A 12,031-nucleotide genomic window follows, 5' to 3' on the forward strand; every position below is an offset into this window, starting at 1 on the left:
GTTGACAGGGGATTGCCGGAAATTGCGGTCCGGCCTGCGTGTACGCGGCTGGGGGACGCCTGCTCGACGAACGGTCAGGCGTTCAGGGGAAGTTGCCGGACCAGCAGCTTCCCGGCCATGGTCACGCCGCCGTCCATGGCGATGGCGAGCCCATCGGCGTAGACGTGCGGTCCCTCGACGACGGGGCCGCTGCTCTCCTCGCCGTCCTCGGAGCCGACTTGGCCGAGGAGATAGGGAATGGGGCTGTGCCCGTGAACGACCCGGGTGCCGCCGTACGTATCGAGGAGCGAGCGCACGGCGTCGGCGCCGCCCTCGTCGCGGAAGGAGAAGCGCTTGGTGAACTTGCGGAACAGGTCCCAGACCTCGTCGGCGTCGTTGCGGGTCAGCGCCTCGCGGACGGTGTCGTTGACCGCCTCGATGGAGTCGCCGTAGTCGAGGTAGGCGGTGGTGTCGGAGTGGAGCAGCAGATAGCCGTCGACCTCCTCGACGGCGTCGAGGCGGGCCATCCACTGCAGATGATGGTCCTGGAGGCGGTCCATGTCGGTCTTCTGGCCGCCGTTGAGCAGCCAGGCCGCCTGGAAGGTGGCGGTGCCCGCGCCGGAGTTGACGGGGGTGTCGCCGAACCGTTTGGCGCCGAGGAGCAGCAGTTCGTGGTTGCCCATGAGGGCCTTGCAGTAGCCGCCGGCCGCCGCGGCCTCCGCGGACAGCCGCATGACCAGGTCGATGACGCCGATGCCGTCCGGGCCGCGGTCGGTGAAGTCGCCGAGGAACCACAGCCGGGCGGTGCCTGCGCACCACTGGCCCGAGGCGTCGATCAGGCCCTGCTCCTGCAGGGCCGCCACCAGCTCGTCCAGGTAGCCGTGGACGTCACCGACGACATAGAGCGGGCCGGGCCCGGTCGCGGGCTGCGGGGCCGGGGCGGCGGAGGCGGGCTCGACGGGGACCTGGAGGGTGTCGCCGCGGTTGATGACGGGCAGGTCGCGCTGAGTGGGCGTGTAGCCCTCGGGGTACGCCTCGTCGGCGGGCGGTACGACGTCGCCGGGGTGGACGTGCTGGACGTACGGACCGGTCTCGTGGACGTACGCGGGTACCCGGAAGTCGCGCAGCGTCGCCGTCCGCTCCGCCTCGGGTCCCTGACCGGCCCCCTGAGTCATCAGACCCCTCCACCATCGCGCCGCATCTGCACCGCTTCGGACTGCCTGGTCGCAGCGGTCCGCGGTGTCGTGGGCCCATCATAGGAATGCGCGTAGCGCCGTGTGATGACCCAGGGGTGGTGAATCGGAACAAGACTCCAGTTCGCCGTGGCTTTCGCCCCGTTTGGGCAGATGTTCGACCGGTTGCCGACCGGCCGAGCCCCCGGTCCACCGGGTTCGCCCCCGCGCGCGTCGCGCCGGCCGGCCCCCTGTGCCGCACCGGCCGGGCCCCGCGCGGGTCGGTGCGGCGGCCGGTGCTACTTCTCGTCCGGTGTCCGCGGCGGACTGACCGTCGTGCGCGGGGACCGCCGCTGGGAGGAGGTGCGCACGATCAGCTCGGTCGGTATCACCTGCTCGACCGGCTGGTCCGACTCGACGCCCTCGATGGCGTCGATGAGGAGCTGGACGACGGCGGTGCCGATGCGGCGCGGCTTCAGGGACAGGGTGGTGATGGGCGGCTCGGTGCTGGCGTACACGGTGGACTCGCTGCAGCACACCAGCAGCAGGTCGTCGGGGACGCGCAGGCCGTAGCGGCGTGCGGCGGCGAGCAGGTCGGTGCCGTTCGGGTCGAACAGTCCATAGACCGCGTCGGGCCGGTCGGGGCGGGCGAGCAGCCGGTCGGCGGCGACGGCGCCCGCGCACGGGTCGTGCGCCGGGTAGGCCTCGTAGACGGGGTCCTGGCCGACCCGCTCGCACCAGCGCAGGTACGCGGTGGTCGACAGGTGGGTGTACGTGTCCGTCGTGGTGCCCGTGAGCAGGCCGATGCGGCGGGCGCCGGCGGCGGCGAGGTGGTCGAGGATGCCGAGTACGGCGGCCTCGTGGTCGTTGTCGACCCAGGCGGTGACGGGGAGCGCGCCGGCCGGGCGGCCGTCCGAGACGACCGGCAGTCCCTGCCGGACCAGCTCGCTGACCACCGGGTCCTGATCGGAGGGGTCGATGACGACCGTGCCGTCCAGGGCGACGTTGGACCAGACGTCGTGGCGGGAGGTCGCGGGCAGGATGACCAGGGCGTAGCCGCGGGCGAGCGCGGCCGAGGTCGCGGCCCGGGCCATCTCGGCGAAGTAGGCGAACTCCGTGAAGGTGAAAGGTTCATCCCCGTATGTCGTCACGGTCAGGCCGATCAGACCCGACTTGCCGGTACGGAGGGTGCGGGCGGCGGCCGAGGGCCGGTACCCCAGCCGGTCGGCGACCTCGCGGACATGGCGCCGGGTGGCATCCGGGAGCCGGCCCTTGCCGTTGAGGGCGTCGGACACGGTCGTGATGGAGACCCCGGCGGCGGCGGCGACGTCTCTGATGCCCGCCCGACCCGGCCGGCTGCCTCGACGTGAGGTTTCCGCGCGGCTCACCTGGTGCTTCCGTGCTGCTGTCATGGCGAGCCGATAGTAGGGCTCATGAGGTGGGGTAGTGCGGACGCATATGCACGCGTTGACAGGCACGTTTCTGCATGGTCATTGGAGGTCAACTTCCTTGGAAACCAAGGTTGTTGACCGATCCAATAGTAGGACGTGACTTGTCGACGCGGATGGACCTACCAAGTCCCCGATGTCTCGAAGAGGTCTCAACTCACCTTCACGGGGGACGCGCGCCACGGCGCAAGCCACCGGCGCATAGATATATGTACGGCGCGCCCCCCGAAACGTACGCCTTCGTACGAGGATGCCCTTTGTGCCGGTGGAAGACCTCACGTCCTTTCGGGACGGCGTCCGCGCTGATGGGCGTTCCGGACCTGTTCGCAGCGGCACCGAATCCTCTTAAGGTGAGAAGTATTGGATGCCGGCGGTGCCGACGGGCCGCCGGTGGTCGCGAGGAGGACTGCGGTGAGCGAGACGAGCCCCAAGCTGCGCGCAGAGCTGGAGGGGATCCCCACCTACAAGCCGGGCAAGCCGGCCGCGGCCGGCGGACCGGTCGCCTACAAGCTGTCCTCCAACGAGAACCCGTACCCGCCGCTGCCCGGCGTGATGGAGAGCGTGACCGCGGCGGCCTGCGACTTCAACCGCTACCCGGACATGGCCTGCACCGGGCTGATGAACGAACTGTCCGAACGCTTCGGTGTGCCGCTCTCCGACCTGGCCACCGGTACCGGCTCGGTGGGTGTCGCCCAGCAGCTCGTCCAGGCCACCAGCGGCCCCGGCGACGAGGTGATCTACGCCTGGCGGTCGTTCGAGGCGTACCCGATCATCACGCAGATCAGCGGCGCCCGCGCGGTGCAGGTGCCGCTGACTCCGGGCGATGTGCACGACCTGGACGCGATGGCGGACGCGATCACCGACCGAACCCGACTGATCTTCGTCTGCAACCCCAACAACCCGACCGGCACGGTGGTGCGGCGGGCCGAGCTGGAGCGGTTCCTCGACCGGGTGCCCGCTGATGTGCTGGTGGTGCTGGACGAGGCCTACCGGGAGTTCATCCGGGACCCCGAAGTGCCCGACGGCGTCGAGCTGTACCGGAAGCGGTCCAACGTCTGCGTCCTGCGGACCTTCTCCAAGGCGTACGGGCTGGCCGGGCTGCGCGTCGGATTCGCGATCGCCCATGAGCCGGTGGCGGCGGCGCTGCGCAAGACGGCGGTGCCGTTCGGGGTGAGCCAGCTGGCTCAGGAGGCTGCGATCGCTTCGCTGCGGGCCGAGGACGAGCTGCTGGGCCGGGTGGGCTCGCTGGTGTGCGAGCGCACGCGCGTGGTCAAGGCGCTGCGGGCCCAGGGCTGGACGGTGCCGGAGACGCAGGCCAACTTCGTGTGGCTGCGGCTGGGGGAGCGTACGGTCCCGTTCGCGCAGGCCTGTGAGGAGCACGGGGTGGTGGTCCGGCCGTTCCCGGGCGAGGGTGTGCGGGTGACGGTCGGGGAGGCCGAGGCGAACGACATCTTCCTGAAGGTCACGGAGGCGTACCGCAAGGAGCTGTAGTCCGGCGGCAGCTCTACTCGTCGATCAGTTCCACCCGGACGGGGGCGCCGTCGCGTACGGTCGCCAGGAGGCTTGCGTCCCCGTCCACGCTGCCGAGGACATTGCACGGGCTCGCGAGGCGGCACTCCTCGCCTCGCGAGATCGGCGTGGGGCCGTAGGGGAGGGCGAGTGCGTCGCCGTCCGTCCAGAAGGCCACCGTGACCGGTGCCACGATCTGCCGGGCGTCCGTTTCACGTGAAACACAGACGCCTGTGCCGAAATACACCTCCTCACCCCATGTGCGCGCGGTCGAAGTGAGCGGCAGCGCCTTGGCGAGTGCCTGGACTGTCGGAGTGCTTGCGTCGAGGGTCGCGGTGATGATGCCCGTCGGCCAGGAGACGCGTATCTGCATGGCGCGCAATTCAACAAGATGTTGAAGTCGCTGCCAAGGTCTTGACGCGACGGCGAAGGGGGGACCCCCTGGCGCAGGCTGAAAATCAGTGCGTCATAATGGCTTGTGAATGTGAACGCGTTCACAAGCGCGTCCCGTTTGCTCCGTATGTGTGCAACAAAAGGGGCAGATCGCCGCTGTAGTGCGGCGTAGTAAGGAGGGTGACGACGTGTACCTGGCTCTGGCGCCGGAGACACTGGCGCGCTGGCAGTTCGGCATCACCACCGTCTACCACTTCCTGTTCGTTCCGCTGACGATCTCCCTGGCCGCGCTCACGGCCGGGCTGCAGACGGCCTGGGTGCGTACGGAGAAGGAGAAGTACCTCAGGGCGACGAAGTTCTGGGGCAAGCTCTTCTTGATCAACATCGCGATGGGCGTGGTCACCGGCATCGTGCAGGAGTTCCAGTTCGGCATGAACTGGTCCGACTACTCGCGCTTCGTCGGTGACATCTTCGGCGCCCCGCTCGCCTTCGAGGCGCTGATCGCGTTCTTCTTCGAGTCCACCTTCATCGGTCTGTGGATCTTCGGCTGGGACAAGCTGCCCAAGAAGATCCACCTGGCCTGCATCTGGATGGTCTCGATCGGCACGATCCTGTCGGCGTACTTCATCCTCGCGGCGAACTCCTGGATGCAGCACCCGGTCGGCTACAAGATCGACAAGGCCAGGGGGCGGGCCGAGCTGACCGACTTCTGGGCCGTACTGACCCAGAACACCGCCCTCAGCCAGGCCTTCCACACCCTGTCCGCGGCCTTCCTGACGGGTGGCGCCTTCATGGTGGGCATCTCCGCCTACCACCTGGCCCGCAAGAAGCACATCCGTGAGATGAAGACCTCGCTGCGGCTCGGTCTGATCACCGTGGTCATCGCCGGCCTGCTCACCGCGGTCAGCGGCGACACCCTCGGCAAGGTGATGTTCAAGCAGCAGCCGATGAAGATGGCCGCCGCCGAGGCGCTGTGGGACGGCCAGAAACCGGCGCCGTTCTCGATCTTCGCCTATGGCGACGTGGACAAGGGCCACAACAGCGTGGCCATCGAGATCCCGGGCCTGCTGTCCTTCCTCGCCGACGACAGCTTCACCTCGTACGTGCCCGGCATCAACGACGTCAACAAGGCCGAGCAGCAGAAGTTCGGGCCCGGTGACTACCGGCCCAACATCCCCGTCGCCTTCTGGGGCTTCCGCTGGATGATCGGCTTCGGCATGGCCTCCTTCGCCATCGGGCTGGCCGGGCTCTGGCTGACCCGCAGGAAGTTCATGCTGCCGCAAGCCCTGAGGGTCGGCGAGGACGAGGTGCCACACCTGGTGCTGTTCAAGAACAAGGCGCTCAGCCCGAAGCTCACCCCCTGGTACTGGCGCATCGCCACCTGGACGCTCGCCTTCCCCCTGATCGCCAACTCGTGGGGCTGGATCTTCACCGAGATGGGCCGTCAGCCGTGGGTCGTCTACGGCGTCCTGCAGACCCGGGACGCGGTCTCCCCCGGTGTCTCCCAGGGCGAGGTCCTCACCTCGATGACCGTCTTCACCGCGCTGTACGCCATCCTCGCCGTGGTCGAGGTCAAGCTGCTCGCGAAGTACGTCAAGGCCGGCCCGCCCGAACTGACCGAGGCCGACCTCAACCCGCCCACGAAGATCGGCGGCGACACCCGTGACGCCGACAAGCCGATGGCCTTCTCGTACTAGGCCGAGGGAACAGTCATGGAACTTCACGACGTCTGGTTCGTCCTGATCGCCGTCCTGTGGACCGGCTACTTCTTCCTGGAGGGCTTCGACTTCGGGGTCGGCATCCTCACCAAGCTGCTGGCCCGCAACCGGCCCGAGCGCCGGGTGCTGATCAACACCATCGGCCCGGTCTGGGACGGCAACGAGGTGTGGCTGCTCACCGCGGGCGGCGCGACCTTCGCCGCGTTCCCCGAGTGGTACGCCACCCTCTTCTCCGGCTTCTACCTGCCCCTGCTGCTCATCCTGGTCTGCCTGATCGTCCGGGGTGTCGCCTTCGAGTACCGGGCCAAGCGGCCGGAGGAGAACTGGCAGCGCAACTGGGAGACGGCGATCTTCTGGACCTCACTGCTCCCGGCGTTCCTGTGGGGCGTGGCCTTCGGGAACATCGCGCAGGGGGTGAAACTCGACCGGAACTTCGAGTACGTCGGCAACCTCTGGGACCTGCTCAACCCCTACGCCCTGCTCGGCGGCCTGGTGACGCTCACGCTCTTCACCTTCCACGGAGCGGTGTTCACCGCGCTCAAGACGGTCGGGGAGATCCGGGTGCGGGCCCGGAAGCTGGCCCGGTGGGTCGGTCTGGTCGCGGCCGTCGTGGCCCTCGCCTTCCTGCTGTGGACGCAGGCCGACAGCGGTGACGGCAAGAGTCTGGTGGCTCTGGTCGTAGCCGTCGTCGCCCTGGCGGCGGCTCTCGTGGCGAACCAGGCCGGTCGGGAGGGATGGTCGTTCGCACTGTCCGGCGTCACCATCGTGGCCGCCATGGCGATGCTCTTCCTGTCGCTCTTCCCGAACGTCATGCCGTCCACCCTGAACGCGGACTGGAGCCTGACGGTCACCAACGCCTCGTCGAGCCCCTACACCCTGAAGATCATGACGTGGTGCGCGGCGATCGCCACACCGCTCGTCCTGCTCTACCAGGGCTGGACCTACTGGGTCTTCCGTAAGCGGATCGGCACGCAGCACATCGCTCCTGACGCTGCGGCCGGCACCGCGCACTGAGTCCGCCGAGGGTGCTGTTTCACGTGAAACACCACCCTCGGTACCGAAGGGCATGTTTCACGTGAAACCAATCGATCCCCGCCTGCTGCGGTACGCGCGCGCCACCCGTCTCTTCCTCATCGCGGTCATCGGTCTGGGGGCCGTGGGGGCCGGACTGGTCATCGCCCAGGCCATGCTCGTCGCCGAGATCGTCGTCGGCGCGTTCCTGCATGGGCAGTCGGTCGCCGAACTGCGTACTCCCCTGCTGTTGTTGGCCGCCGTGGCCGTCGGGCGATCGATGGTCGCGTGGCTCACCGAACTCGCGGCCCATCGCGCGAGCGCGGCCGTGAAGTCGGAGCTGCGCGGGCGGCTGCTCGACCGGGCGGCGGCGCTCGGCCCGGGGTGGCTGAGCGGTCAGCAGACCGGTTCGCTGGTCACCCTGGCCACGCGCGGGGTCGACGCCCTGGACGACTACTTCTCGCGCTACCTCCCGCAGTTGGGGCTCGCCGTGGTCGTGCCCGTGGCGGTGCTGGCCCGGATCGTCACCGAGGACTGGGTGTCGGCGGCGATCATCGTCTGCACCCTGCCGCTGATTCCGGTCTTCATGATGCTGATCGGCTGGGCGGCCCAGTCCCGGATGGAGCGTCAGTGGCGGTTGCTGTCCCGGCTGTCCGGCCACTTCCTGGACGTGGTCGCGGGACTGCCGACGCTGAAGGTGTTCGGCCGGGCCAAGGCGCAGGCGGACTCCATTCGGCGGATCACCGGCGAGTACCGGCAGGCCACCCTGCGGACGCTGCGGATCGCCTTCCTGTCCTCGTTCGCGCTGGAGTTGCTGGCCACGCTGTCGGTCGCGCTGGTCGCCGTGACGATCGGGATGCGGCTCGTCCACGGAGACATGGACCTCTACATCGGTCTGGTGATCCTGGTGCTGGCGCCCGAGGCATATCTGCCGCTGCGGCAGGTGGGTGCGCAGTACCACGCGGCAGCGGAGGGGCTCGCCGCGGCGGAGGAGATCTTCACCGTGCTGGAGACGCCGGTGCCGGAGTCGGGGACCGGGGCGGTGCCGACGGGTGGTGTGGCCTTCGAGGGGGTCACCGTTCGGTATCCGGGGCGGTCCTCGGATGCGGTCACCGATGTGTCGTTCACCGTCGAGCCCGGAGAGACCGTTGCGCTGGTCGGGCCGAGCGGGGTGGGCAAGTCGACGCTGCTGAGCGTGTTGCTGGGGTTCGTACGGCCCACCGAGGGGCGGGTGCGGATCGGGGGCGCGGATCTCGCCGGGCTGGATGTGGCCGAGTGGCGGGCACGGGTCGCGTGGGTGCCGCAGAGGCCGCATCTGTACGCCGGGACGATCGCGGAGAACGTGCGGCTGGCTCGGCCCGACGCCGACGAGGGTGCCGTGCGGCGGGCGTTGCGGGACGCGGGTGCGTGGGAGTTCGTGGCGGCGCTGCCGGACGGCGTCGACACCGTGCTCGGGGAGGACGGGGCGGGCTTGTCGGCGGGGCAGCGGCAACGGTTGGCGTTGGCTCGGGCGTTTCTCGCGGATCGGCCTGTGCTGTTGCTGGATGAGCCGACGGCTGCGTTGGACGGGGGGACCGAGGGGGAGGTCGTGGCTGCGGTGCGGAGGCTCGCGGCTGGTCGGACCGTGGTGCTCGTCGTGCATCGGCCTGCGCTGCTGGGGGTGGCTGACCGTGTGGTACGGCTGGGAGGTACGGCTTCTGTGCCGTCCCAGGGGTGCGGTGGGCCCACCAGGAGGCTCCGCCCCCTGGACCCCGGTCCTCGGCCACCCGTCACCCGACTCGGCCGGCTGGAAGGCGAGGGGACGGGGCCCCGGCTCGATGGGCTGGATGGTGAGCCGGCGGCGGGTCGGTTCGGTGGGCCGGCGGCGGGTCGGCTGGATGGTGAGCCGGTGGGGGACCGGGTCCGTGGCGTGGAGCACGGGGCCGTGCGGCGGGGCGCGGGGAGCGTGTTGCGGCGGGTTCGGGGGGATGGTGGGCGGCGGGGGCGGTTGCTGGGGGCACTGGGACTGGGGAGTCTTGCCCTGGGGAGTGCCGTGGGGCTCATGGCCACCTCCGGCTGGCTCATCTCGCGGGCCTCTCAGCAGCCCCCGGTGCTGTACCTGATGGTGGCCGTGACCGCGACCCGGGCGTTCGGGATCGGGCGGGCCGTCTTCCGGTACGCCGAGCGGCTGGTGTCGCACGACGCCGTCCTGCGGATGCTGGCCGACACCCGGGTCGCGGTCTACCGGCGGCTGGAGCGCCTGGCTCCCGCGGGGCTGCGCGGCACCCGGCGCGGTGATCTGCTCACCCGCCTGGTCGCCGACGTGGACGCGTTCCAGGACTACTGGCTGCGCTGGCTGCTGCCCGCCGGGGTGGCCCTCACCGTGTCCGCAGCCTCCGTCGGCTTCACGGCCTGGCTGCTGCCCGAGGCCGGTGCCGTTCTCGCGGCGGGCCTGCTGGCCGCCGGTGCCGGTGTCCCCCTGCTGACCGCTACCGCGGCCCGGCGGACCGAGCGGCGGCTGGCGCCCGCCCGGGGGGTGCTCGCGACCCGTGTGACCGACCTGCTCACCGGCACGGCCGAGCTGACCGTCTCCGGTGCGCTGCCGGCCCGTACGGACGCGGCCCGGCGGGCCGACGGCGCCCTCACCCGGATCGCCGCGCGCGCCGCCGCCGTCACCGGGCTCGGGGACGGGCTCACCGCGCTCGTCTCCGGGCTGACCGTCACGGGCACCGCGGCGTTCGGTGCGCAAGCGGTGGCGGCCGGGCGGCTGAGCGGCGTGGCGATGGCCGTGGTCGTCCTCACCCCACTGGCCGCCTTCGAGGCCGTACTGGGGCTGCCGCTCGCCGCGCGGTACCGGCAGCGGGTGCGGCGCAGCGCGGAGCGGGTGTACGAGGTCCTGGACGCACCCGAGCCCGTGCGCGAGCCCGTCGCGCCCCGGCAGGCGCCCGCGTCGCCGTTCCCCGTGGTGGTCAAGGGCGTGACCGCTCGGTACGCGGGGCAGCGGCGGGAGGCGCTCGCCGGGCTGGATCTGACGCTGGAGGAGGGGCGCCGGGTCGCGGTGGTGGGGGCGTCCGGCTCGGGCAAGACGACCCTCGCGCAGGTGCTGCTGCGGTTCCTCGACCCGGAGGCGGGCTCTTACACGCTCGCCGGTGTGGACGCGTGCGCGCTGGACGGTGACGACGTGCGGCGGTTCGTCGGGCTGTGCGCGCAGGACGCGCATCTCTTCGACAGCTCGGTGCGCGAGAACCTGCTGCTGGCCAGGAAGGACGCCACCGAGGCCGACCTGCGCGCAGCACTGGACCGGGCCCGGCTGCTGGACTGGGTGGACGCGCTGCCCGACGGCCTGGACACGCTCGTCGGCGAGCACGGCGCGCGGCTGTCCGGCGGGCAGCGGCAGCGGCTGGCGCTGGCCCGCGCGCTGCTGGCCGGTTTCCCCGTGCTGGTGCTGGACGAGCCCGCCGAGCACCTGGATCTGCCGACGGCCGACGCGCTGACCGCCGATCTGCTGGCCGCCACCGAGGGGCGTACGACACTGCTGATCACCCACCGGCTGGCGGGACTCGACGCGGTGGACGAGGTGATCGTGCTCGACGCGGGCCGGGTGGTGCAGCGGGGCCCGTACGAGCGGCTGGTCACCGAGGACGGACCGCTGTGGGAGATGGCGCGCCGGGAGGCGGAGGCGGAGTCGTTGGTGGCGGTGGGCTGAGCGCCGGCCGCCCCGCGGTCCGGGCGGGGCATCGGGTCCGGCCGTTTCGAGCGGGGCCGTCGCCGTCGGCGTGCCGGGGTTCGAGGGCTGTGGCCCTCGGGACTCGGCGGGGGCTGCGTGGGCGCGGTCGCCTCCCGGGGATCGTCGGCGCGGGCCGTACCGGAACCCGCGCGGAGCGCTACCGCACCCGGTCGGCGAGCAGGTGCTCGATCACCACGGCCACGCCGTCGTCGTTGTTGGCGACCGTGCGGCCCGACGCGGCGGCGATGACGTCCGGGTGGGCGTTGCCCATGGCGTACGACTGGCCGGCCCAGGTCAGCATCTCGACGTCGTTGGGCATGTCCCCGAAGGCCACGACCTCCTCGTGCGAGATGCCGCGCTCGGCGCAGCACAGGGCGAGGGTGCTGGCCTTGGAGACGCCGGGGCCGCTGAGTTCCAGCAGGGCGCTGGGGCTGGAACGGGTGACGTTGGCGTGCTCGCCGACGGCCAGCCGGGCGAGGGTGAGGAACGCGTCGGGGTCGAGGGACGGGTGGTAGGCGAGGATCTTGAGCACGGGCTGGTCGGCGTCGGGGCCGTCGGGTGCCAGCAGCTTCTCGGCGGGCAGGAGATGGTCGGGTATCTCCATGTGCAGCTTGGGGTAGTCCGGCTCCTGGTGGAAGCCGTACGTCTGCTCGACCGCGAACACCGTGCCGGGCGCCGCCTCGCGCATGAGCTGGACGGCCTTCAGGGCGTTGTCCCGGGCCAGCTCGCGGACCTTCACGAACCGGTGGGCGCCGGGGCCGCCGTGCAGGTCGACCACGGCGGCGCCGTTGCCGCAGATCGCCAGTCCGTGGCCGTGGACGTGGTCGCTGACCACGTCCATCCAGCGGGCCGGCCGGCCGGTGACGAAGAAGACCTCGATCCCGGCCTCCTCGGCGGCGGCCAGCGCGGCGACGGTCCGTGGGGAGACCGACTTGTCGTCGCGCAGCAGAGTGCCGTCCAGGTCGGTGGCGATCAGCCGCGGTGGCAGGGCGGCGGCGGCAGGGGTCCCGGGCTGTCTGGTCGCTGAGGTCACCCGGCCATTCTCACCCAGGCATCCGCACGACCGTGCGCGAGTCCGCACAGATGAGACACAGG

Annotated in this window: 8 protein-coding genes; 4 read left to right on the top strand and 4 right to left on the bottom strand. The window is 70.8% G+C overall.

Annotated features, from left to right (window positions below; translation table 11 throughout):
- Positions 1-74: 74 nt before the first annotated feature.
- A complete protein-coding gene (locus OO52_RS00910; RefSeq protein WP_030640064.1) occupies positions 75-1,154 on the bottom strand; it encodes a metallophosphoesterase in 1,080 nt (359 codons plus the stop codon).
- A 296-nt stretch (positions 1,155-1,450) separates the two neighbouring features.
- Positions 1,451-2,563, bottom strand: coding sequence for a LacI family DNA-binding transcriptional regulator (locus OO52_RS00915; protein WP_030640062.1), 1,113 nt, complete (start codon positions 2,561-2,563; stop codon positions 1,451-1,453).
- A 447-nt stretch (positions 2,564-3,010) separates the two neighbouring features.
- Here OO52_RS00915 and hisC point away from each other — a divergent pair, with 447 nt between their 5' ends.
- Positions 3,011-4,090, top strand: a complete 1,080-nt coding sequence (gene hisC, locus OO52_RS00920) for a histidinol-phosphate transaminase (RefSeq protein WP_030640060.1) — start codon at positions 3,011-3,013, stop codon at positions 4,088-4,090.
- Between the two features lie 13 nt (positions 4,091-4,103).
- Here hisC and OO52_RS00925 read toward each other — a convergent pair whose 3' ends face one another.
- The gene (locus OO52_RS00925) at positions 4,104-4,481 is read right to left on the bottom strand and encodes a cyclophilin-like family protein (protein WP_030640057.1); all 378 of its coding nucleotides are present in this window, start codon (positions 4,479-4,481) and stop codon (positions 4,104-4,106) included.
- A gap of 208 nt (positions 4,482-4,689) precedes the next feature.
- Here OO52_RS00925 and OO52_RS00930 point away from each other — a divergent pair, with 208 nt between their 5' ends.
- The 3 genes from OO52_RS00930 (at position 4,690) to cydD (ending at position 10,915) form a co-directional block, all read left to right on the top strand.
- Positions 4,690-6,198 carry a cytochrome ubiquinol oxidase subunit I gene (locus OO52_RS00930; RefSeq protein ID WP_030640055.1) on the top strand — a complete coding sequence of 503 codons (1,509 nt, stop codon included), beginning with the start codon at positions 4,690-4,692 and terminating at the stop codon, positions 6,196-6,198.
- Positions 6,199-6,213: 15 nt separating this feature from the next.
- Positions 6,214-7,233 (top strand): cytochrome d ubiquinol oxidase subunit II, encoded by a 1,020-nt coding sequence (gene cydB, locus OO52_RS00935; RefSeq protein ID WP_030640053.1) that lies wholly within the window; start codon positions 6,214-6,216, stop codon positions 7,231-7,233.
- Positions 7,234-7,294: 61 nt separating this feature from the next.
- Complete coding sequence (cydD, locus tag OO52_RS00940) at positions 7,295-10,915, top strand: thiol reductant ABC exporter subunit CydD (protein WP_030640051.1); 3,621 nt, start codon at positions 7,295-7,297, stop codon at positions 10,913-10,915.
- A 178-nt stretch (positions 10,916-11,093) separates the two neighbouring features.
- Here cydD and OO52_RS00945 read toward each other — a convergent pair whose 3' ends face one another.
- Entirely contained in the window at positions 11,094-11,969 is an 876-nt protein-coding gene (locus tag OO52_RS00945; protein ID WP_030640049.1) for a Cof-type HAD-IIB family hydrolase, read from the bottom strand.
- Between the last annotated feature and the right edge of the window lie 62 nt (positions 11,970-12,031).

The organism is Streptomyces flaveolus (assembly GCF_000716535.1).
Taxonomy (GTDB): domain Bacteria; phylum Actinomycetota; class Actinomycetes; order Streptomycetales; family Streptomycetaceae; genus Streptomyces; species Streptomyces flaveolus_A.

Excerpts from the sequence above, each read along its gene's own strand:
- OO52_RS00915 (WP_030640062.1), bottom strand. The coding sequence starts at position 2,563 with ATGACAGCAGCACGGAAGCACCAGGTGAGCCGCGCGGAAACCTCACGT.
- cydB (WP_030640053.1), top strand. The coding sequence starts at position 6,214 with ATGGAACTTCACGACGTCTGGTTCGTCCTGATCGCCGTCCTGTGGACC.
- OO52_RS00910 (WP_030640064.1), bottom strand. The coding sequence starts at position 1,154 with ATGACTCAGGGGGCCGGTCAGGGACCCGAGGCGGAGCGGACGGCGACG.
- OO52_RS00925 (WP_030640057.1), bottom strand. The coding sequence starts at position 4,481 with ATGCAGATACGCGTCTCCTGGCCGACGGGCATCATCACCGCGACCCTC.